Raw genomic sequence first — 22,454 nt, 5'->3', positions numbered from 1 at the left:
ACAAGCTGACTGACAGGCCGCTATCGGGGGCAAGCCCCCTCCCACATTTTGAACTGATTCTGGGCTGAAGATCAGCGCATGAAGTGAATCTTGCCGCTGTCATCATTCCCCATATAGATGCCGTACACCCCCGCCTGGCGCTCTTCGATATAGCGCTCCAGGATCTGCCGGATCGCCGGGTAGTAGATGCTGTCCCAGGGGATGTTTTCGGGGGCGAAGAATGTGTAGGCCAGGGTTTCCGGGCCGAACTGGCCGGTGGTCTCCAGCGCGATGGCACGGAAGATGATGTACACCTCGCTGATCTTCGGCACGCTGAAGATCGAGTAGGGCGACACGATCTCGGCGCGCACACCGGTTTCTTCCCAGACTTCGCGCAACGCCGCTTCTTCGGTGGTTTCGCCACCTTCCATGAAGCCCGCCGGCAGCGTCCAGGTGCCGGGGCGCGGAGGGATTGCGCGCTGGCACAGCAGGTATTTGCCGTCCTGCTCGATGATGCATCCGGCGATGATCTTGGGGTTGATATAGTGGATGTAGCCGCAGCCCCGGCACATCAGGCGCTCGTGGGTGTCGCCCGGTGGCAGCTGATGACTAAGGTCACGGCCGCCGCAGGTCGGGCAGAAGCTGGGGCTGGGCACGGTCAGTGACCTATGCGCGGTTCTTTGAGCGCGATGGGCAGGGTTATCTCGGGGAGCTTGCCGGTTTCTTCCTGTTTGCGCTTGAGGTAATCCAGGGCCACGGCTGCCGCCGCACGCACGTGATCGACGCAGGCCTGGTGGGCGGCAAGGGGGTCGCCGCTCTTGATCGCCTGGACCATGCGTTCCATTTCCTGGTTGCTGGCGCCACGCCGGTTCTGCTGGGACACCGAGGTTGCGCGCAGGTAGCTGATGCGCGCCTGCAACTGGCGCAATTGCGTGGCGGCCACGTGGTTGCCGGAGCCTTCGAGCAACACATCGTAGAAGCCCTGCACGGAGTCGATCACTTGCTGCAGTTCGCCTTCCTTGAGGGCCTTGCGGTTTTCCTCGAGGGCTTTTTCCAGGGCCTTGATGTCCTTGGCCTTGGCGCGCAGGGTGAACAGCTGCACGATCAAGCCTTCGAGCACGCAGCGCAGTTCATAGATATCGACGGCATCGGCCAGGGTGATGATCGCCACCTGCGGGCCCTTTGCATCGGCGAATTCCACCAGGCCTTCGGACTCCAGGTGGCGCAACGCTTCGCGCACCGACGTGCGGCTGACGCCAAGGCGGTCGCACAGGTCGCGCTCCACCAGGCGGTCACCGGGCAGCAGCTGGAAATTCATGATGGCGCTGCGCAGTTTCTCCAGCACGATTTCGCGCAGGGTGACCGGGTTGTGATTGACCTTGAAGCTGTCGTCGAGGGGCGCGCGTTTCATGGGGTTTGCTCTGAATGTAGCGGTTAACTGGAGGCCTCGGCATCGGCTTGCGCGAAGGCTTCACGGGCCAGCCGGAAGCTGTCCACGGCGGCGGGAACCCCGCAATAAATGCCGACCTGAAGCAGAATTTCGCGTATTTGTTCACGACTCAGCCCGTTGCGCAAGGCGCCGCGCACGTGCAGCTTGAGTTCGTGAGGCCGATTGAGGGCCGAAATCATTGCCAAGTTTATCATGCTGCGTTCCTTAAGCGACAAACCCTCCCGGCCCCACACATGGCCCCAGCAGTACTCGGTGACCATCTCCTGCAGTGGTCGGGTGAAGTCATCGGCATTGTCGATTGAACGCTGTACGTAGGCTTCACCCAAGACCTGCGTACGGATTTTCAGGCCTTGTGCATATTTGTCGTTGCTCATGGTTCAGCGCTCCTCAGGCCAGGGTCGGCAGCGGGCCCAGCTTGCCTTTGTGATAGATCATCGGCGTGACCGGCTGTGTGGGCAGGATCAGGTTCTTCACCGCGCCGACAATGATCGCGTGGTCGCCGCCGTCGTATTCGCGCCACAACTCGCACTCGATGATGGCCGTGGCGTTGGCCAGCAGCGGGTTGCCCAAGTCGCTCAGGTGCCACTCGATGCCCTTGGCCTTTTCCTTGCCTTTGCTGGCGAAGGCATAGGCTTCGGCGGTCTGGCCGGCGGACAGCAGGTGGATCGCGAAGCGCTTGCTGTCGCGCAGGATCGGGTAGGTGTCCGATGCGTAGTTGGGGCAGAACAGCACCAGGGCCGGGTCGATCGACAGCGCACTGAATGCGCTGGCGGTAATGCCGACGATGCCGCCGTCCGGGTCGAGGGTGGTGACCACCGTGACGCCCGAAGGAAACGAGCTCATGACGTCTTTGTAAATGCCGGGTTCGATCATGGGTGTGGCCTCTTAACGCATCACAAAGGGATCAGGCATGGGCGCCTGGGATAGGTTGATCCACACCGTCTTCAGCTCGGTGTAGGCCAGCACCGAATCGATGCCGCTTTCGCGTCCGTAGCCACTGTTCTTGAAGCCGCCGATGGGCGCCATGGCCGAGACGGCGCGGTAGGTGTTGACCCAGATGATCCCCGAGCGCACGTCCCGGGCCAGTCGATGGGCACGGCCCAGGTCGCGGGTCCAGATGCCGGCGGCAAGGCCGAACTGCGAGTCGTTGGCAATCGCCAGCGCTTGGGCTTCGTCCTTGAAACGGATCACCGAAGCCACCGGGCCGAACACTTCTTCCTGCATGATTTTCATTGAGTTGGCGTCGCACTCAAACAATGTCGGCTCATAGAACCAGCCCTCACCGAGGTTCTGCGGGCGCTTGCCACCAGTGCGCAGGCGTGCGCCTTCGGCGATGGCGTCCGCCACCAGCCCTTCGACCACGGCCAACTGCTGGGCGGTGGCCATGGGGCCCATTTCGCTGGCATCGTCCAGAGGGTTGCCGATGCGGATGCGCTCGGCACGTGCCACCAGGCGCTCGACGAATTCGTCGTAGATTTCATCCTGCACCAGCAGGCGCGAACCGGACACGCAACTCTGCCCGGACGCCGCATAGATCCCGGCAATCGCACCGTTGATGGCGCTGTCGAGGTCGGCGTCGGCAAAAATGATATTCGGTGACTTGCCACCCAGTTCCAGCGACAGCTTGGCGAAGTTCTCCGCACTGCTGCGCACCACATGCCGTGCGGTGGCCGCACCGCCGGTGAAAGCGATCTTGCGCACCTGCGGATGGCGGGTGAGGGCGGCGCCGGTACTCGGGCCGTAGCCGGTCACCACGTTGACCACGCCCGGCGGGATCCCGGCTTCGAGGGCCAGGCGCGCCAATTCCAGGATGGTTGCCGAGGCGTGCTCCGAGGGTTTGATCACGATGGTATTGCCCGCCGCGAGGGCCGGCGCGAGCTTGATTGCGGTCAGGTACAACGGGCTGTTCCACGGAATGATCGCGGCGACCACGCCCATGGCTTCGTGCACTGTGTAGGCGAACAGGTCCGGTTTGTCCAGCGGCAAGGTGCCGCCTTCGAGCTTGTCGGCCAGGCCTGCGGTGTAGTGGAAGAATTCCGGCAGGTAGCTGACCTGGCCACGGGTCTCGCGGATCAGCTTACCGTTGTCGCGGCTTTCCAATTGCGCCAGTTGTTCGATGTTCTGGGCGATCAAGTCACCCAGGCGGCGCAGCAATTTGCCCCGTGCCGTGGCGCTGAGGCCGCGCCAGACCGGACTCTCGAAAGCCGTTTGCGCGGCCTGTACGGCGCGGTCCACGTCGGCTTCATCGGCATCGGGCAATTGCGCCCAGGGTTCGGCCAGGGCCGGGTTGAGGCTGTCGAAAGTCTTGCCGGACAGGGCATCGACCCATTCACCGCCGATGCACATCTGGAAGCGTGCGAGTGTCATGCAACGATCCCCTTTATTGGAGTGTTTTGGGCGTACACGGTGTCCAGGAACCCCAGCAACAGGCTATTGACCAGGCGCGGTGATTCCACCGGCATCATATGCCGTTGCTCGGCCAGCACCGCAACCGTGGCGCCGGGAATACGGTCGGCCAGTTGTCGGGCCATTTCCGGCGTCGAGCCGGGGTCCAGTTCGCCGGTGGCGACCAGGGTGGGCACGCGCAAGCCTTTGAGGTCGTCGGCTCGGTACATGTCCTGGGTCGCAAACAGCTCATAGGTGGTGAGGTAGCCCTGGGGGTCGTTGCCCGCCAGGGTCTGGCGCAACGCGGCGATCTGCGCCGGGTTGGCCGCCTGGTATTCAGGGCTGAACCAGCGCGACAGCGCCGCTTGCGCATTCGCATCCGGACCGTGCTCGGCGGCCTGGGCCGTGCGCGCTATGACGCCGGCACGCTGCTCGGGGCTGCGGTTGAACACACTATTAAGTACCACCAGGCTTTTGAGACGGTCGGGGTAATGCAGGGCAAACGCCCGTGCAACCAAACCGCCCATGGAAAATCCGATCACCGTGGCCTGGGGCAGTTGCAGGTGGTCAAGCAGTTCCAGCAACTGGTCCGCATAGCCGAGCAACGGCGTGTCGGCGGCTGGGCGCGGGCTGGCGCCATGGCCGAGCATGTCATAGCTGATTACATGGTATTTCGTGGCCAGGCCAACGATTTGCCCGCCCCACATTTCTTTGTTCAGGCCCACGCCGTGGATCAAAACCACAGGCTGGCCTTGGCCGGTCGCCAGGTAACTGGTACCCGCCGGGGTGCGTTCAGCGGTGAGCCGAATCATGGAGCGCTCCTGCATGCTTTTTCTTATGGCCGGTGTCGCTTACTGGGCTTTTTCAGCCGCCAGCTCTTCCAGGTCGATGTAACGGTTGCCGATCCGTGGGTGCAGGCGACCGCCATCGGCGCAGCCCAGCACGACGACGATTTCGTCAGCGCGCGGCGCGTCTTCGATCTGCATTTCCAGGGTGATGTAGTGCGAGCGCAGGCCTTCGTCGTCCTTGTGCATCATCGGAATCTGGATCGAGGTACCCGGGCCGCCGCGCTTGTTGGTGAAGCTCAGGTAGCTCTTGGCCTTGACCGCTTCACGGTAGTGGTTGCCGAAGCGCAGGGTATGGATGATCGCGCTCGCATGCTCGATCTCGCCATCGGCGCCCACCACGGCCGCTTTGCCGTAGGCCTCGATGTTCTCGGCGCCACCGATGATGCCCACCAGGCGCTCGACCATCAGCGCGCCGAGGTCGGAGCAGTTGGCGCGGATCTCCGGCTTCAGGTCTTCGACAAAACCACGACCCAGCCAGGGGTTTTTCAGCACCACGGCCAGACCGACCATTTTCACAGGCGTGTCGGAGGCTTTGCCGCCCTCGATAAAGGTCTCTTCTACATAACTGACGATCTTGCGGATTTCGAAACTCATGGGCTGCTCCGTTTAAGTGAGGGTCTGCGTATGATGGTATACCATAATACGAGAAGCGCAATAGGCGAGCGGCAAGATCCCGGGCAAGCGTGCGGGGTTGTTGAGGAGGTGAGGTGTGCAGCGATCAGGCGGTGAAGGGTTCACCGCCTGCTTTGGGAGGGGAGGTCAGAACTTGAAGCGACCCACCAAGCCTTTGAGCTGGCCGGAAATATCGGTCAACCGACCCGACCCGGTCTGCGCTGTATGCGCAAATCCTTCCACCAGCTGTGCATCGGCATGAATCTGCGCGATGTGCCGGTTGATCTCCTCGGCCACTTGGTGCTGTTCTTCGGCGGCGGTGGCGATCTGGGTGTTCTGGTCGCGGATCGAGTCCACCGAGCCACGGATCTTGTCGAAGCTGTCGCGGGCCTGCTGGATGCGCTCCACGCTGGTGTGCGACACCAGCAAACTGCCTTGCATCTGTTGGGTGACTTCCTGGGTGCGACGGGCAAGATTACCCAGCAGGCTGTCGATCTCGCCGGTGGAGTCGGCAGTGCGTCGGGCCAGGGCGCGGACCTCGTCGGCCACCACCGCGAAACCGCGGCCCTGGTCGCCGGCGCGGGCCGCTTCGATCGCGGCGTTGAGCGCCAGCAGGTTGGTCTGTTCGGCAATCGAACGGATGGTGTCGAGAATGGTGTTGATGTTCTGGCTGTCCTGCTCCAGCAACTGCATGGTCTGGGTCGACTTCTGCAGATCTTCGCTGAGCTTGAGCACGCTGCCGGTGGCTTCGCCGATGTGCTGCTGGCCGTTGTGCACGTCGCGATAGCCTTCGTCGGCGCTCACCGCCGCGGCGCTGCATGAGCGGGCCACTTCATTGGCGGTAGCCACCATTTCGTTGAAGGCGGTGCTCACCAGTTCCACGGCTTCGCGCTGGCGACCGGCGGCCTGGTTCATGTTATTGGCCACTTCGCTGGTGTCGGCGGCGGCGGTCTGCAAGTCGGAGGATGCGTTGCCGATACGCTGCACCAGTTGGGCGATCATGCTCAGGAACTGGTTGAACCAGCCGGCCAGGCTGGCGGTTTCGTCCTTGCCTTGCACCTTGAGCTGGCGCGTGAGGTCGCCTTCACCTTCGGCGATTTCTTGCAGGCCATCGGCCACGCCGCGAATCGGGCGCACGATCATGCTGGCGAAACTCGCGCCGACGATGGCGAACACCACCGCCAATACGGCGGCGATGGCCGCGATCAACCAGGTCAGGCGGGTGGCGCCGGCCATCACTTCATCGCGCTTGATCAGCCCGATAAAGCGCCAGCCCAGGTCTTTGGAGCTGACCACGTTGGCCATGTAGGCCACGCCGTCGATGTCGAGCTGGGTCACACCGTCGCCGCCCTTGGCCAGTTCGGCGTAGTTGGGGCCCAGGTCGGCCAGGGGCTTGAAGTTGTGCTTGGCATCGCTGGGGTCCACCAGCACGTTGCCGTTGCCTTCCACCAGCATCAGGTAGCCGCTGTCGCCAAGCTTGATGGTGCGCACCAGTTCAGTGAGTTGCTTGAGCGATACGTCCAGACCGACCACGCCGAGAATGTCGCCGGCGGCATCGGCGACGGTACGCACGGTACCGATCAGCACCACGTCGTCCGGGGCCCAGTAGTAGGCACCGGTGCGCACGGTCTTGCCCGGCGCAGCGACGGCGGCCTGGTACCAGGGGCGCACGCGTGGGTCGTAGTTGTTCAGCTTGGTGTCGTCCGGCCAACTGGCGTAGCCACCGTCGCGCAGGCCCAGGGACAGGTAGGCGGTGCTGGGGTGGCTTTTGGCGAACTGGTCGAATATCGCCAGCAGTTCGGTATTGGTCGGTGTGAGGGGGATTTGCGCGGCGTCCGCGCCGGCGTAGCTTTTCAGGTCCTTGGCCGCGACAACGCGCGGGTCCTTGGCCACGTACTCCACGTTCTGGCTGATGCCGTCGAAAAACTGCTTCATGCCATTGTCGATCTGGCGGATCTCGCGACCGCTGCTGTCGAGAAAGTTGGCGAGGGCGCCTTCGCGCACGTTCAGCACCACAATAACGGCGACCAGGATGACCGGCACGCACGCGATGGCCGCAAACGCCCATGTCAGCTTCTGCTTGATATTCATGACTTCACCCGCGGGTATTTATAGTTTTGGCAAGGGGGAAACGGTCGTGCTAAGCGTCGCATGCGTTGTTATGGGGGCGAGGCCATGCGTACCCTCGGTTTATCGACCGAGGGCGCCGGCACTTGAGGGGGAAGGGCGGGGACTCAGCCGATCTGATCGCCGGCCAGGGCGTCGCGGCGCATGGACTGCAGGTTCTTCTCGATGGTTTCGCAGATCGCTTCCATTTGGATCTGATGTTCGCTGGAGCGAAACGGGCTTTGCAGGTCGGTGCCGATACGTTCGATCGCCAGCAGCATGAAGCCCACCACCGTAGAGGCCAGCGGGGTGAACCAGCCGAGGGATTCCACCAGGCCCACGGGGACGATCAGGCAAAACAGCGAGATGAACAGCCGTGGGAAATACACGTAAGGGTAGGGCAGCGGCGTGTTGGCGATGCGCTCCATGCCGCCCTGGGCATTGGACAGGTCCACCAGGGTCGACTCCAGTCGCGCAAGGCGGATGCTGTCCAGGTGACCGGCCTTGTATTCGCGCGCCAGCAAGGCGGCCGAGCCGGTGAGAATATCGTTGGCAAAGTTGTTGGTGGCGCCATTGCGCGCGAATTCCTCGTCAGGGATGAACGCGCGCACTTCCTCCGGGCAGGGCTCGCCCTTGAGGTGCGCGGCCAGGCAATTCACATAGGCCACATGACGGCGCAGCAGGGTGGATTTGATCGGGTTCACTTCGCTGTCGGGGTCGTCCAGCAGGGTCAGCACCTGGCGCGCGAAGCTGCGCGAGTTGTTGACCATCGCGCCCCATAAGGTGCGCGCTTCCCACCAGCGGTTGTAGGCACTGCTGTTACGAAAGCTGATCAGCACCACCAGCGCCGAACCCAGCAAGGTCAGGGGCATCAGCGGCAGGTTGATCTTGGTGTTGAGGAATAGCATGAAATCCACCGTGACGGCGATATCCCACAACAACAGCCAGAACAGGGCCCAGCCCACATAGCCCATGGTCTTGATGATCAGGCGGTATTTCTTGAGAAGGGCAGCTTTCAAACGAGAACCTCGCGGCGTGCAGTTGGCGACAGTGCCAGGTTACGACGCCGATGGCGGATGAAGGTTCGCCCGGCGAGACCCGGTTGGATGTTTTAGTCACGGCAAGGCCCTGTGTCGGCAGGAATGTAACAGGAAGCATCTTCGAACTGCCGAGGCCTGAGGCCACCCGGGAAACTGGAACAACTTTGGTATTGATGACGTCTTGCGCAGCAATCGCTGTACATTGCGTTCGAGGCAAAAAGCCATTAACCGCAGGGTTTACCACGTGATTTGTTTTGGGGCCGGGCTGCAGGGATTTCGTAGCTGAGATCAGGAATCAAGTTGGATGATCAGGGCTCTTTCATGCATGTCAGTTCGTTGAAGTCGGCTATGTGTAATACCGCGCAAGCGCTCGAACGTCATAAGGATTTTGAATCGTGCTTGAGAGCGCATTACCACGTGCTGCTCGTGCCCTATTCCAGACGACCGTTTTTCTACAAGAGTGCACTTAAATACAGTCGTTTGATGGTGTCGTTTGCGTTATTGAGTGAGTACTTCGCCACACCGTTACCGTTGTTGTCCGAAGTTAAAACCCTGTGCGTAACGCGCAGGTATTGTTCGAAAAACAGCCTGGAGTCAATGTTTCTGTTACTACGCGCGCTGGGCTTCATGGAGGTGGCGCCGCACCCGGAAGACAGTCGTTTTCGGGTGTATGCGCCCTCGGACGAGGCCTGCCGCGAAGCACGCTTGATGTTGACCTCGCTCACTGAGTCGTTGGCGCGGCTGTACCCTGACCGGGCGATCTTCCGGCAAATGCGCGAGTTGGATGATCGCGGCTTCCTGGCCCTCTACTTCAGGGGCTTTGCCATTATTCTCGACGCCGACCTTACGGTCGATGTATTGCTGCCCGAGTGTTACTGGCTGGTGAAAAGAGACGCCGGACACCTGTTGATGCTGGCCATTTATAACGATGCCTTTGCGCCGGAAAATGATCGGGCAACGTTCAGGTCATCGTCCTATCTGGCATTGGCCAAGCAACTTTCGGTGTCCAAGACCCACATTATCCGAATGGTTCAAGAAGGCGTGGAAAAGGGCTATTTCAAAGCGCACTCCAAGACCCGCCTGGAAGTGCTGCCACCCTTCGTCAGCCTGGTAAAGCGGTTCATGGCCTTTTCATTTGCGGTAGGCCTGCATGCTATTGAAATGGGAGCGTAAGGATGCCGGCTCACTTGAAGTTAAGACCCAGGATGCGCAGGTTGCTGTCGCCTGCGGTCACGCAAGCCGAATGGATAGGCATCATTGCCTGGACCGGTATCGGTTGGATCCAGGCCACGCTGTTCGATCTCTGTATGTTGAGTGTCACCCTTGGCCTGTTGCTTGTCTGCCGTGTTCATTCGCTGACCACGAACTTTCTGCTGTGGCGATTGCTGGGGGTGATCTATATCGTGCTGTTGTCCGTGGGGTTTGCCTATGTGATTCACTTGAATCCGCAACTGCGTATCTATGGCTTGCCCTTGGCGGTCACCCTGGTGGTCGGCAGTGCCATCCTGTTTATCAGCGTTCAGGACTATCTGGTCGGCGCGCTGTCGGTGTGGCTCATCCTGTGGTCGCCCATGCAGGCCGAGCTGTATGCCGCAACCCAGGGTTATCTGTTGATATTTTGCGCCTCGTCGGTGTCGATCGGTTTTATCCTCAGTTACTCGTACTTGAAGAACCTGCGTTCGGTGTTGCTGGTGGAAAGTGAGTTTCGCGCCTTGGCCGAGACCGATTACCTGACGTCTATCCTCAACCGGCGAGCGTTCATGCAGAGCTTCGAAAAGTTGCTCGACAGTGGCCACGGTGGCTACTTCATCATGCTCGACATCGACAGTTTCAAGGCCATGAACGACCTGTATGGCCACGACGTCGGGGACAAGATTCTGCGCGCCATGGCGCTCTGCCTGAAAAACGCCAAAGGCAGCTACAGCTTTGGCAGGATCGGCGGGGAAGAGTTCGGGGTGCTGTTGCAAGGCGATGACCCGGCGTTTGCCTGCGAGTTTGTGCTGGATTTGCTGCAGGCGATCCGTTGCAGCGTCGCGGCCCCGCACAACTATACGTGCAGTGCCGGCATGGCGCGCTTTGCGTCAGGTGACGAACTGTCGATGGTACTCAAGATCGCCGACAAGAACCTGTATGGCGCCAAGCGCAATGGCAAGGACTGTGTGCATCTGGATGGCGCACCGCTGCGCCCCGTCGCGGCCTGAAGCGCGGGTCGAGTCGGTCAGCGCTGGGCCAGCACACTGGCCAGCAACCCGGGGAAGCGCTCCTCGAGCTCTTCACGCCGCAATGAGTTCATGTGGGTGGTGCCCACATTGCGCGTGTTCACCAGGCCGGCGTCGCGCAATACCCTGAAGTGATGGGACATGCTGGATTTGGGTCGCCCACCGTCCAGTTCGCCACAGGTGGCTTCGGGCACGCCGGCCAGGCAGCGCACGATGTCCAGGCGCACGGGGTCGCTGAGAGCGTAGAGCAGACGCTCCAGCGTGAGTTCTTGCGGGGTAGGGTGTTTGAAGGCGCGCATGGGGCGAATCATAACAGGGGGGTAGCACTGAATACCATAGTTCGATTACCATCGAACTATCGAATCACTCACCTTTCCCTCGGAGTATCTGATGTCTGCTTTATTCGAACCGTTCAAACTCAAAGACGTTACCCTGCGCAATCGCATTGCCATTCCACCGATGTGCCAATACATGGCCGACGACGGCATGGTCAATGATTGGCACCACGTGCACCTGGCCGGCATGGCCCGCGGCGGTGCCGGCCTGCTGGTGGTCGAGGCCACTGCCGTCGCGCCCGAGGGGCGTATCACCCCAGGCTGCGCCGGTATCTGGAGCGATGCTCATGCCGAGGCCTTCGTGCCGATGGTCAAGGCCATCAAGGCCGCAGGTTCCGTACCGGGCATCCAGATTGCCCACGCCGGTCGCAAAGCCAGCGCCAATCGTCCATGGGAAGGTGACGACCACATCCCTGCCTCGGATGCCCGTAGCTGGGAAACCATCGCCCCGTCGGCGATCGCGTTCGGCGCGAACCTGCCCAACGTGCCGCGTGCCATGACCCTGGACGATATCGCCCGCGTCCAGCAGGATTTCGTCGACGCCGCCCGTCGCGCCCGTGATGCCGGTTTTGAGTGGATCGAACTGCACTTCGCTCATGGTTACCTGGGCCAGAGCTTTTTCTCCGAACACTCCAACCAGCGTACCGACGCCTACGGTGGCAGCTTCGACAACCGCAGCCGCTTCCTTCTGGAAACCCTGGCCGCCGTGCGTGAAGTCTGGCCAGAAAACCTGCCGCTTACCGCACGCTTCGGTGTGATCGAATACGACGGTCGCGACGAGCAGACCCTGACCGAGTCCATCGAACTGGCTCGCCGCTTCAAGGCCGGTGGTCTGGACCTGCTGAGCGTCAGCGTCGGGTTCACCATTCCCGACACCAACATCCCGTGGGGGCCGGCCTTCATGGGCCCGATCGCCGAGCGTGTGCGCCGCGAAGCGGGCATTCCGGTGACGTCGGCATGGGGCTTTGGTACGCCGCAACTGGCCGAAGGCGCGCTGCAGGCCGGGCATCTTGACCTGGTGTCGGTGGGCCGTGCGCACCTGGCGGATCCGCATTGGGCCTACTTTGCGGCCAAGGAGCTGGGCGTGGACAAATCGTCCTGGACCCTGCCGGCGCCTTACGCGCATTGGTTGGAACGCTATCGCTGAGCTAGCGGGTTGTAGGGTAGCCGCTTTCCTGTGGGAGGGGGCTTGCGCCCGATAGCAGTGGGTCAGTCTCGATAGTTTCGACTGATACACCGCTATCGGGGGCAAGCCCCCTCCCACATTTTGTTTTTCATGCCTCAGATAATTCCGAGTCACTCCATACAAAGTTGATACACGAAAAACAACAAATGAGAACCGATATCAAACGAGAATTGTTTGATATATGATGCGCGGCGAATTCTTGGCAGGTTTGCCGCCCCATCTGGCTCATTCACTAGGTTCAACATCCATGCGTCGTACCCTGATTTCCATCTGTGTGCTTCAGGCGTTTTCGCCCTTTACCTGGGCAGAGGACGCCCCTGCTGACAAAGCCGGCATTGAGCTGCAAGCGACCAATGTGACCGCCACGGCGGATTTCGAGTCGGCCCAGGGACCGGTGCAGGGCTACCACGCCACACGATCAGCCAGTGCGACGCGCACCGACACTTCGATTCATGAAACCCCGCAGTCCATCAGCGTGGTGTCCAAGGATGTGGTTGAAGACATCGGCGCAACGCGCCTGCAGGATGCCCTCGACTATGCCGGCGGCGTGGGCCGCGCCAACAATTTCGGTGGCCAGGGCCTGACCACCTTCACCGTGCGTGGCTTCACCACCGGTGAGTTTTACCGCAACGGCTTCCCGATCAATCGGGGTTACCCGAACATGCCGGATGCCAATACCATCGAGCGCCTGGAGGTATTGCGCGGCCCCGCGACCATGCTCTACGGCCGTGGCGACCCGGGTGGCACGTTCAACGTGGTGTCCAAGCAGCCGCTGGCCGAACGCAGCGTCACCCTGGGCAGCCAAGTCAATGACCAGGGCTTGCAGCGCGGCACCCTGGACGCCTCCGGCCCGCTGGACGAAGAAGGCCGCCTGGCCTATCGCCTGAACGTGGTGGGCGAGGGCGGCGACACCTTTCGCGATCACGTCGAGACCGAGCGTTACGGCGTGGCGCCGGTTATCACCTGGCAGGCCAGCGATGACACCAAGGTGATCTTCGAAGGCGACTTCATGCGCAACAATCATCCGCTGGACCGTGGCCTGACGCGCTTGCCCAACCAGCGCGGCACGCCCTCGCGCGATACGTTCTGGGGCGACAAGGACGCCGGCAAGCTGCACAACGACAACAACATGGCGCAATTGCGTTTCGAACATGCGCTCAACGACAACTGGACCCTCGGCGGCGGCTTCCAGTGGCTGGACGGCAGTTTGAAAGGCAACGCCATCGAGGCCAACGGGCCGGGCAGCCTGGGCGCCGATGGCCGCACCCTGCAGCGCAACTTCAACTACCGCAAGCTGGAGTGGACCGACAAGGACTACCAGCTCAACCTGACCGGGCATTTTTCCACTGGCGGGTTCGACCACACCCTGCTCACAGGCGTGGAGTACGAGGACTACGATTACAAGTCGATCATCCAGCGTTCCAGCGCCGCTGCGGGGACTTACCCAATCGACATCTTCAACCCGGTGTACGGCCAGCCTCGTCCGGCGCTGACCCGCACGCCCACCCACGACAAAGAAAACCTCAAGACCTACGCCGCGTTTGTGCAGGATCAGGTCGCCTTGACCGAACGCTTGAAAGTGCTCGCGGGTGCGCGCTTCGAACGTTTTGAACACGCTTACGACACCTTCGTGCCGGGCAGTAAAAACTGGCAGGCCGCCGACAATGCCGTCACCCCGCGAGTGGGGGTGATCTACGATCTTACCGACACCGTCGCGGTGTATGCCGACGCCGCACGTTCGTTCAAGCCCAACACCGGCGCCAGCCGTGAGGGCGGTGGTTTCGCACCGGAGAAGGGCAAGTCCTACGAGATGGGCATCAAGTGGGAAGCGCTTGACCGCCAACTGAGCGTCGACGCGGCGATCTACCAGATCGACAAGAAAAACGTGCTGACCACCGACCCGGTGGACAACACCTTCAGCGTCGCTGCCGGCCAGGTGCGCAGCCGCGGGTTCGACTTGAACGTGGCGGGCAACCTCACACCCGAGTGGCGCATGATCGGCGGTTACGCCTACGTGGATGCCGAAGTCACCCGCGACAACACATTGCGCTCCGGCACGCGCTTGATGAACATCCCGCGCAACAGCTTCAGCCTGCTCAACGTCTACGAGTTCCAGGACGGCGCTCTGAAAGGGCTGGGCCTTGGCGCCGGCGGCAAATACGTCGACCAGCGCGCCGGCCAGACCGCCAACACGGCCTTCTCGATGGACGCGTACACCGTGGTCGATCTGCTTGGTTACTACAAAATCAACGAACAGGTACGCGTCAATCTGGACGTGAAAAACCTGTTTAACCGTGAGTATGAAGAGGGCGCCTTCGGCAATATCTACGCCTACCCAGGCGCACCGCGCACGGTGCAGGTCGGAATCGCCTACACCCTCTGAGGTTGTACACAGTTCCAGATGTGGGAGGGGGCTTGCCCCCGATGGCGGTGTATCAGTCAAAAATATTGAGACTGATCCACTGCCATCGGGGGTAAGCCCCTCCCACATTTGATCCCATTTATACCCTGGGCGCGCTACAACGGCGTCAACACATTCATCACCGTATCCAGCGCCACCCGCGTGTCATCCAGCTGCACCAGCGAGGCATGCCGCGCGCCCAGTGCATCGCGGTTCTGGATCGCGGTCAGAATCGCCTTGTGCCGGGGCAGGCTCAGGCCCTGGATGTCCGGGCGGCGGTTGGTGATGTTGATCGATTCGCGCAAGGGCAGCGAGAGCATGTTGCACATGTAGGCGAGCAGGTCGTTGCGCGTGGCGTCGGCGATCGCGCGGTGAAAATCCAGGTCGGCCTGCAACAGCTCGTCGTGGGTCTTGGCGGTTTCCATGCCCTGGTAGGCGTGTTCGATGGTGGCGATGTCTTCGTCGGTGGCGGTGGTCGCGGCCATGGCGGCGATTTCCGGTTCGAGAATGCGCCGCACCCCGGCCAGGGTGTTGAAGAATTCACTGTGGGGCGTGGACTGCATCAACCAGGACAGCACGTCCGGGTCGAGCAGGTGCCATTTCAAGCGCGGCCGCACCACGGCGCCCACCCGGGGCTTGGAATACACCAGGCCCTTGGCGCTGAGCACCCGGGTCGCTTCGCGGAGCACCGAACGGCTGACCTTGTATTCCTCGCACAGCGTGGCTTCCATGGGCAGTCTTTCTTCGGGCTTGAAGCGACCGGAAACGATGTGCATGCCCAAGTCCTGAACGATCTGGGCATGCATGCTCTTGCGCGGCTTGGGCGGCTGGTGATCCATAACGACGGGCAGGCTCTGGCTTAGATTCGCCGCATCATAGCATCCCAATTAGTGGGAATGCCGTGGGACTTCGGCGCCACGGCAGCCCACCAGGAAGTCAAAGTCGCAGCCCTGGTCGGCCTGCAGCACATGGTCGATGTACAGCTGGCGATAGCCGCCGACGATGAGTTTTTCGGTGGGCGCCAGGTCGGCCATGCGCGCCGCCAGCTCTGCGTCGGGGATGTCCAGGTGCAAGCGGCCATTGGCGCAGTCCAGTTCGATCCAGTCGCCTTCCTTCACCGCGGCCAAGGGCCCGCCGGCCGCGGCTTCCGGCGCCACGTGCAGCACCACCGTGCCGTAAGCGGTGCCACTCATGCGCGCATCGGAAATGCGCACCATATCCGTCACGCCCTGGGCCAGCAGCTTGGCCGGCAGGCCCATATTGCCGACCTCGGCCATGCCTGGGTAACCCTTGGGCCCGCAGTTTTTCATGACCAGGATCGAGTTGGCGTCCACGTCCAGCTCGGGGTCGTTGATGCGGGCCTTGTACATGTCGAAGTTTTCGAACACCACCGCGCGGCCCCGGTGCTGCATCAGCTCGGCGCTGGCGGCAGACGGCTTGAGCACCGCACCCAGTGGCGCCAGGTTGCCGCGCAGCACGCAGATGCCGCCGTCGGCGCGGATCGGGTTGTCGAGGGTGCGGATCACCTGGTCCTGGCCGTAGATCGGTGAGTCCTTGGTATTCTCGCCCAGCGACTTGCCGTTCACGGTCAGGGCGTTCGGGTGCGGGATCAGGTCGGCTTCGCCCAGGCGTCGCAACACGGCGGGCAGGCCACCGGCGTAGTAGAACTCCTCCATCAAAAAGCGCCCCGACGGCTGCAAATCGACGATGGTCGGCATGCCACGTCCGATGCGGGTCCAGTCATCCAGGTCGAGCTCGACGCCGATGCGCCCGGCGATGGCTTTCAGGTGAATCACCGCGTTGGTCGAACCGCCGATGGCCGCGTTCACGCGGATCGCGTTTTCGAAGGCTTCCTTGGTGAGGATTTTCGACAGCTTCAAGTCTTCACGCACCATCTCCACCGCGCGCATGCCCGACATGTGCGCCAGTACGTAACGCCGCGCATCCACCGCCGGGATCGCTGCGTTGTGCGGCAGGGAAGTGCCCAGCGCCTCGGCCATGCAGGCCATGGTCGACGCGGTGCCCATGGTGTTGCAGGTACCCGCCGAGCGCGACATGCCGCCTTCGGCCGCAAGGAAATCATCCAGGGTGATGGTGCCGGCCTTGACCTGTTCGCTGAGCTGCCACACCACCGTGCCCGAGCCGATGTCCTGGCCCTTGTGCTTGCCGTTGAGCATCGGCCCGCCGGTGACAACGATGGCCGGCACATCGCAACTGGCGGCGCCCATCAGCAGCGCCGGGGTGGTTTTGTCGCAGCCGGTCAGCAACACCACGCCATCGATCGGGTTGCCGCGAATCGCCTCTTCCACATCCATGCTCGCCAGGTTGCGCGTGAGCATGGCGGTAGGGCGCAGGTTGGATTCGCCGTTGGAGAACACCGGAAATTCCACCGGGAAGCCACCGGCTTCGATCACGCCGCGTTTGACGTGCTCGGCGATCTGGCGGAAATGCGCGTTGCACGGGGTCAGCTCCGACCAGGTGTTGCAGATGCCGATGATCGGCTTGCCATGGAACTGATGGTCGGCAATGCCCTGGTTCTTCATCCAGCTGCGGTACATGAAGCCGTTCTTGTCGGCAGTACCGAACCACTGGGCGGAGCGTAGGCCGGGCTTTTTATCAGACATGATCGATTCTCTTATTGTATGACTATATGTTCTAACCGTAGCTAAACATAAGCGCAAAAACCAAGCTTTGGAAGAGTTGTTTTGTAAATAGTCCTACTATATAGTCTTTCTCAACTGAGGTATGACCCTGGCGGATTTTCGCGAGAGGCGTCCCCCGAGCTTCTATAAAAACAACAATCGGAGATCGACCCCATGAGCCAGGAACTGCGGCTTATTCGGCGCATCACGCTGAAACTGATTCCCTTCCTGATCCTGCTGTACCTGATTGCCTACGTGGACCGCTCCGCCGTGGGCTTCGCCAAGCTGCACATGGGCGCCGACGTCGGCATCGGCGATGCGGCCTATGGCCTGGGCGCGGGGTTGTTCTTCATTGGCTACTTCCTGTTCGAGATTCCCAGCAACCTGATGCTCGACCGCTTCGGCGCGCGGCGCTGGTTTGCGCGCATCATGATCACCTGGGGCACCATCACCATCGGCATGGCCTTTGTGCAGGGGCCGCACAGCTTCTATGTGATGCGCTTTCTGCTTGGCGCGGCCGAGGCGGGGTTCTTTCCCGGCGTTTTGTACTACATCACCCAATGGTTCCCGGTGCGCCATCGCGGCAAGATCCTCGGGCTGTTCATTCTCTCCCAACCCATCGCGATGATGATCACCGGCCCGGTGTCGGGCGGCCTGCTGGGCATGGATGGGATTCTCGGCCTGCACGGCTGGCAGTGGCTGTTTATCGTGATCGGCACCCCGGCGATCCTGCTGACCTGGCCGGTGCTGCGTTACCTGCCGGACGGTCCCAAACAGGTCAAGTGGATGAGCGAGCAAGAAAAGGCCTGGCTCACGGGTGAGTTGAACAAAGACCTGCAAGCCTACGGCCAGACCCGCCACGGCAACCCGCTGCATGCGTTGAAAGACAAACGCGTGTTGCTGCTGGCGCTGTTCTACCTGCCGGTGACCCTGAGCATCTACGGCCTGGGCCTGTGGCTGCCGACCTTGATCAAGCAGTTTGGCGGCAGTGACCTCACTACCGGCTTCATCTCGGCCGTGCCCTACCTGTTCGGCATCATCGGTTTGCTGATCATTCCGCGCAGTTCCGACCGCCTGAACGACCGTTATGGCCATCTCGCCGTGCTCTATGTGCTGGGCGCCATCGGCCTGTTCTCAAGCGCCTGGCTGAGCGCGCCAGTGCTGCAAATGGCCGCGCTGTGCCTGGCCGCATTCGCCATGTTTTCCTGCACGGCGGTGTTCTGGACCTTGCCGGGGCGGTTCTTTGCCGGCGCCAGTGCGGCGGCGGGTATTGCGTTGATCAACTCGGTGGGCAACCTCGGCGGCTATATCGGCCCGTTCGTGATCGGTGCGCTCAAGGAATACACCGGCAACCTGGCCTCGGGCCTGTATTTCCTGTCTGCGGTGATGGTGTTCGGGCTGGTCTTGACCGGCGTGGTCTACCGCGTGCTGGAGCGCAAGCATGTGCTGCCCGTCGACCAATTCGCCGCCAGCGCCCGTGGCGCCACACGACCTTAATCTGGGAGAAAATTCATGCGTTTAGTTCAGTTCGAGTCAAGCAACGGCGAACGCCGCGTCGGCGTCGTCGCGGGCAGTCAACTGCGTGAGGTGCGCACGGCGCGCAGCGTGCGCGAACTGGCCCTGGCCGCCATCGAAGCGGGCGTGAGCCTGGAACAACAGGTGAACGGCCTCGGTCTGGGCGACAGCCACGACTATGCGAGCCTGCTGGCCGACCTGAAGGTCCTGCCGCCGCTGGATCATCCGGACCCCGCGCACATGCTGATCAGCGGCACCGGCCTGACCCACCTGGGCAGCGCCTCGGCACGCGACAAGATGCACCAGGCCGGCGACGAGACCGCCTTGACCGACACCATGCGCATCTTCAAATGGGGCGTGGAGGGCGGCAAGCCGGCGGCCGGCCAGGCGGGCGTACAACCGGAGTGGTTCTACAAGGGCGACGGCAGCACCGTCGTGCGCCCGGGCGCTGCCTTCCCGGTGCCGCCGTTTGCCGAAGATGCCGGTGAAGAGCCGGAAATCGGTGGCCTCTACGTGATCGGCCCGGACAGCAAGCCCTATCGTGTGGGCTTTGCGGTGGGTAACGAGTTCTCCGACCACATCATGGAGCGCAAGAACTACCTGTACCTGGCCCATTCCAAACTGCGCAGTTGCAGCTATGGCCCGGAAGTGCGCGTGGGCGAGTTGCCCCAGCACCTGGCGGGCACCAGCCGTATCCTGCGCAACGGCGAGGAAATCTGGCGGAACGAATTCCTCAGCGGCGAGGCCAATATGTGCCACAGCCTGGAAAACCTCGAGTACCACCACTTCAAATACCGTCAGTTCCTCAAGCCCGGCGATGTGCATATTCACTTCTTCGGCACCGCCACGCTGTCATTTGCCGACGGTATACGTACCCAGGCCGGCGATGTGTTCGAGATCAGCCAGGCCGAGTTCGGCGCGCCGCTGGTCAACCGTGTCGGCAGCAGCGATGCGGCATTCGAACCCGGCAACGTCATCACCCTTTAAAGGAGAGCCCCATGACCCAGTTCCTCGGCCACAACTATATCGGCGGCCAGCGCAGCGCCAACGGCAGCGTCAAGCTGCAAAGCGTCGACGCGACCACCGGCCAGGCCTTGCCTCAGGATTTCTATCAGGCCACCCCGGAAGAAGTCGACGCCGCCGCCAAGGCGGCCGCGCAGGCATATCCCGCCTACCGCGCATTGAGTGCGGCACGGCGCGCGCAGTTTCTGGATGCGATCGCCGACGAACTGGATGCCCTGAGCGATAACTTCGTCGAGTTGGTGTGCCGCGAAACCGCCTTGCCGGCTGCGCGTATCAAGGGCGAGCGTGGGCGTACCAGCGGCCAGATGCGCCTGTTCGCAAGCGTGCTGCGACGCGGTGATTTCTACGGTGCACGCATCGACAAGGCACTGCCGGATCGCCAGCCGCTGCCACGCCCGGACCTGCGTCAATACCGCATCGGCCTCGGCCCGGTGGCCGTGTTTGGCGCAAGCAACTTCCCGCTGGCTTTTTCCACGGCGGGTGGCGATACCGCGGCGGCGTTGGCGGCAGGCTGCCCGGTGGTCTTCAAGGCGCACAGCGGTCACATGGCCACGGCCGAACAGGTCGCCAACGCGATCATCCGCGCAGCAGAAGCCACCGAGATGCCAGCCGGTGTATTCAACATGATCTTTGGCGGCGGCGTCGGCGAAGCGCTGGTCAAGCATCCGGCGATCCAGGCAGTGGGCTTTACCGGTTCGCTCAAGGGCGGCCGTGCCCTGTGCGACATGGCGGCAGCACGCCCGCAACCGATCCCGGTGTTTGCCGAGATGTCGAGCATCAACCCGGTGATCGTATTGCCCCAGGCCCTCAAGGCACGGGCTGAAAGCGTGGCCCGCGACCTGACCGCTTCGGTGGTGCAAGGCTGCGGCCAGTTCTGCACCAACCCAGGCCTGGTGATCGGCATCGCGTCGCCCGAATTCACGGCATTTACTCAACAAGTGGCGCAACTGATCGCCGATCAACCGGCGCAGACCATGCTCAACGCCGGTACCCTGGGCAGCTACGGCAAGGGCCTGGAAAAACTCCGGTCCCACGCCGGGATCGAGCACCTGGCAGGCAACGCGCAATCGGGCAACCAGGCGCAGCCGCAACTGTTCAAAGCCGATGCACGCCTGTTGATCGACGGCGACGAAGTGCTGCAGGAAGAAGTCTTCGGCCCCACCACGGTGTTTGTCGAAGTCGCCGACCAGGCCCAGCTCAGCGCCGCCTTGCACGGCCTGCACGGGCAGTTGACGGCTACGATCATTGGCGAGCCGGCCGATCTGCAACAGTTCGCCGAGCTGACGCCGCTGCTGGAGCAGAAAGTCGGGCGCATCCTGCTCAACGGTTACCCCACCGGCGTGGAAGTCTGCGATTCGATGGTGCACGGCGGGCCATACCCGGCCACCTCCGATGCCCGTGGCACCTCGGTCGGCACCTTGGCCATCGATCGTTTCCTGCGCCCGGTGTGCTTCCAGAACTACCCTGACAGCCTGCTGCCCGACGCGCTGAAGAACGCCAACCCGCTGCGTATCCAGCGGCTGGTGGATGGCGCGCCGTCTCGCGAATCGCTGTAAGTCACCCGGAGGCTTCATGACGTTGAGCGCAGTCACCTCACACCGTGCCCGGTTGGGCGAAGGGCCGTTCTGGGATGGGCGGTCCCAGGCCCTTTATTGGGTGGATATCGCCGCCCGGCAGGCGCTGCGCCTGATGGGCGGGCAGTTGCGGGTCTGGCAATTGCCCGAGCACGTCTCGGCGTTCATTCCCTGTGAAAGCGGCGATGCACTGGTGACCCTGAGCAGCGGTGTGTACCGGCTGGACTTGAGCACCGAAGCCTTGACCCTGCTGTGCGTCGCCGACCCGCAAGCGGGCAACCGTGGCAATGAAGCGCGCTGTGATGCCCAGGGCCGACTGTGGCTGGGCACCATGCAAAACAATATCGGCGAGCAGGGTGAAGACCTGCCCGTCACGCGACGCTCCGGCGGCCTGTTTCGCATCGATGCCGATGCGCAGGTCACGCCGTTGCTCAGCGGGCTGGGCATTCCCAATACCTTGCTGTGGAACGAGGAGGGTAGCCAGGTGCACTTTGGCGACAGCCTGGATGGCACGCTCTATCAGCATTCGATCCACGCCGATGGCCAGCTTGCACCGGCACAGGTGTGGTTCGGTCCGCACGAGCGCGGCGGGCCGGACGGCTCGGCCATGGACGCGCAAGGCTATATCTGGAATGCGCGCTGGGACGGCAGTTGCCTGCTGCGCCTTGCGCCTGACGGTCAGGTGGACCGCATCATCGAACTGCCGGTCAGCCGTCCGACCAGTTGTGTGTTCGGTGGCCCCAACCTCACCACCCTGTATATCACCAGCGCCGCCAGCCCCCTGGCTCACCCCCTGGACGGTGCGGTGCTGGCCATAGAAGTTGATGTCCCTGGCAAACCTTGCCATCGCTTTGCCGGATAAACCCTGTAGGAGCGGGCTTGCCCGCGAAAAAACGTCAACGACAACGCGTTCATCCTGGATGAACGCGGGGCTCTCAGGTTTTTCGCGAGCAAGCTCGCTCCTACAAAAAAAACACAAAACAACAACAAGGAGTCACCCGTATGAATCGTCGTCCTGGTTTGCGTTCCCTGTGCTGCGCCGCTGTGGCGGTCTCGGCCATGAGCTTGAGCGGGCTGTTGCTGGCCGCTGAAGAAGTGAAGATCGGCTTCCTGGTCAAACAGGCCGAAGAACCCTGGTT

The 22,454-nt window shown here is 62.2% G+C and carries 19 protein-coding genes and 3 pseudogenes; 9 read left to right on the top strand and 13 right to left on the bottom strand.

Annotation, left to right across the window (positions count from 1 at the left end; all coding sequences use genetic code 11):
* Positions 1-71: 71 nt before the first annotated feature.
* From CIB54_RS21745 to CIB54_RS21705, 10 genes and pseudogenes are all read right to left on the bottom strand, one after another.
* Positions 72-635: an NUDIX hydrolase gene (locus CIB54_RS21745; protein ID WP_065952754.1), complete on the bottom strand. Its 564-nt coding sequence runs from the start codon at positions 633-635 to the stop codon at positions 72-74.
* Positions 636-637: 2 nt separating this feature from the next.
* Entirely contained in the window at positions 638-1,390 is a 753-nt protein-coding gene (locus CIB54_RS21740; protein ID WP_065952753.1) for a GntR family transcriptional regulator, read from the bottom strand.
* Between the two features lie 23 nt (positions 1,391-1,413).
* Positions 1,414-1,803, bottom strand: a complete 390-nt coding sequence (locus CIB54_RS21735; protein ID WP_065952752.1) for a carboxymuconolactone decarboxylase family protein — start codon at positions 1,801-1,803, stop codon at positions 1,414-1,416.
* Positions 1,804-1,816: 13 nt separating this feature from the next.
* Positions 1,817-2,302, bottom strand: coding sequence for a flavin reductase family protein (locus CIB54_RS21730; RefSeq protein WP_065952751.1), 486 nt, complete (start codon positions 2,300-2,302; stop codon positions 1,817-1,819).
* A 12-nt stretch (positions 2,303-2,314) separates the two neighbouring features.
* Positions 2,315-3,796 carry an aldehyde dehydrogenase gene (locus tag CIB54_RS21725; RefSeq protein WP_065952750.1) on the bottom strand — a complete coding sequence of 494 codons (1,482 nt, stop codon included), beginning with the start codon at positions 3,794-3,796 and terminating at the stop codon, positions 2,315-2,317.
* A complete protein-coding gene (locus CIB54_RS21720) occupies positions 3,793-4,626 on the bottom strand; it encodes an alpha/beta fold hydrolase (protein ID WP_101220920.1) in 834 nt (277 codons plus the stop codon). Before CIB54_RS21720 ends, CIB54_RS21725 begins: the two co-directional genes overlap by 4 nt.
* A gap of 39 nt (positions 4,627-4,665) precedes the next feature.
* Complete coding sequence (locus tag CIB54_RS21715) at positions 4,666-5,256, bottom strand: amino acid synthesis family protein (protein ID WP_049708911.1); 591 nt, start codon at positions 5,254-5,256, stop codon at positions 4,666-4,668.
* Positions 5,257-5,421: 165 nt separating this feature from the next.
* Positions 5,422-5,937: pseudogene (locus CIB54_RS28045) on the bottom strand (methyl-accepting chemotaxis protein); the annotation flags it as partial.
* Positions 5,938-6,285: 348 nt separating this feature from the next.
* A pseudogene (locus CIB54_RS28040) lies at positions 6,286-7,365 on the bottom strand (cache domain-containing protein); the annotation flags it as partial.
* A gap of 143 nt (positions 7,366-7,508) precedes the next feature.
* Complete coding sequence (locus tag CIB54_RS21705; protein WP_065952747.1) at positions 7,509-8,399, bottom strand: bestrophin family protein; 891 nt, start codon at positions 8,397-8,399, stop codon at positions 7,509-7,511.
* Between the two features lie 342 nt (positions 8,400-8,741).
* Between CIB54_RS21705 and CIB54_RS21700 the strand changes: the two genes are divergently transcribed.
* A complete protein-coding gene (locus CIB54_RS21700; RefSeq protein ID WP_175413314.1) occupies positions 8,742-9,593 on the top strand; it encodes a hypothetical protein in 852 nt (283 codons plus the stop codon).
* Positions 9,594-9,595: 2 nt separating this feature from the next.
* Positions 9,596-10,621 (top strand): GGDEF domain-containing protein, encoded by a 1,026-nt coding sequence (locus CIB54_RS21695; RefSeq protein WP_101220918.1) that lies wholly within the window; start codon positions 9,596-9,598, stop codon positions 10,619-10,621.
* 17 nt (positions 10,622-10,638) lie between these two features.
* On the opposite strand, the gene CIB54_RS21690 is transcribed toward CIB54_RS21695, so the two are convergent.
* Positions 10,639-10,938, bottom strand: a complete 300-nt coding sequence (locus CIB54_RS21690) for an ArsR/SmtB family transcription factor (RefSeq protein ID WP_065952744.1) — start codon at positions 10,936-10,938, stop codon at positions 10,639-10,641.
* A 91-nt stretch (positions 10,939-11,029) separates the two neighbouring features.
* Here CIB54_RS21690 and CIB54_RS21685 point away from each other — a divergent pair, with 91 nt between their 5' ends.
* Positions 11,030-12,121, top strand: coding sequence for an NADH:flavin oxidoreductase/NADH oxidase (locus CIB54_RS21685; protein WP_101220917.1), 1,092 nt, complete (start codon positions 11,030-11,032; stop codon positions 12,119-12,121).
* A gap of 286 nt (positions 12,122-12,407) precedes the next feature.
* Positions 12,408-14,543, top strand: coding sequence for a TonB-dependent siderophore receptor (locus tag CIB54_RS21680; protein ID WP_101220916.1), 2,136 nt, complete (start codon positions 12,408-12,410; stop codon positions 14,541-14,543).
* Positions 14,544-14,677: 134 nt separating this feature from the next.
* Here CIB54_RS21680 and CIB54_RS21675 read toward each other — a convergent pair whose 3' ends face one another.
* Together CIB54_RS21675 and CIB54_RS21670 are read right to left on the bottom strand one after the other, a co-directional pair.
* Positions 14,678-15,400, bottom strand: a complete 723-nt coding sequence (locus tag CIB54_RS21675) for a FadR/GntR family transcriptional regulator (RefSeq protein ID WP_065952741.1) — start codon at positions 15,398-15,400, stop codon at positions 14,678-14,680.
* Positions 15,401-15,448: 48 nt separating this feature from the next.
* Entirely contained in the window at positions 15,449-17,185 is a 1,737-nt protein-coding gene (locus CIB54_RS21670) for an IlvD/Edd family dehydratase (protein WP_101220915.1), read from the bottom strand.
* 192 nt (positions 17,186-17,377) lie between these two features.
* Here CIB54_RS21670 and CIB54_RS21665 point away from each other — a divergent pair, with 192 nt between their 5' ends.
* The 5 genes and pseudogenes from CIB54_RS21665 to CIB54_RS21640 form a co-directional block, all read left to right on the top strand.
* Positions 17,378-18,700: an MFS transporter gene (locus CIB54_RS21665; protein WP_101220914.1), complete on the top strand. Its 1,323-nt coding sequence runs from the start codon at positions 17,378-17,380 to the stop codon at positions 18,698-18,700.
* A gap of 15 nt (positions 18,701-18,715) precedes the next feature.
* Positions 18,716-19,705 (top strand): AraD1 family protein, encoded by a 990-nt coding sequence (gene araD1, locus CIB54_RS21660; protein WP_101220913.1) that lies wholly within the window; start codon positions 18,716-18,718, stop codon positions 19,703-19,705.
* A gap of 11 nt (positions 19,706-19,716) precedes the next feature.
* The gene (locus CIB54_RS21655) at positions 19,717-21,297 is read left to right on the top strand and encodes an aldehyde dehydrogenase (NADP(+)) (RefSeq protein ID WP_065952737.1); all 1,581 of its coding nucleotides are present in this window, start codon (positions 19,717-19,719) and stop codon (positions 21,295-21,297) included.
* A gap of 16 nt (positions 21,298-21,313) precedes the next feature.
* Entirely contained in the window at positions 21,314-22,177 is an 864-nt protein-coding gene (locus tag CIB54_RS21650) for an SMP-30/gluconolactonase/LRE family protein (RefSeq protein ID WP_065952736.1), read from the top strand.
* Between the two features lie 140 nt (positions 22,178-22,317).
* A pseudogene (locus tag CIB54_RS21640) lies at positions 22,318-22,454 on the top strand (arabinose ABC transporter substrate-binding protein); the annotation flags it as partial.

This window comes from Pseudomonas fluorescens (genome assembly GCF_002837185.1).
GTDB classification, from domain to species: Bacteria; Pseudomonadota; Gammaproteobacteria; order Pseudomonadales; family Pseudomonadaceae; genus Aquipseudomonas; species Aquipseudomonas fluorescens_AM.
The sequence above is the reverse complement of the archived record's forward strand: the minus strand, read 5'-3'. Positions and strand labels throughout refer to the sequence as shown.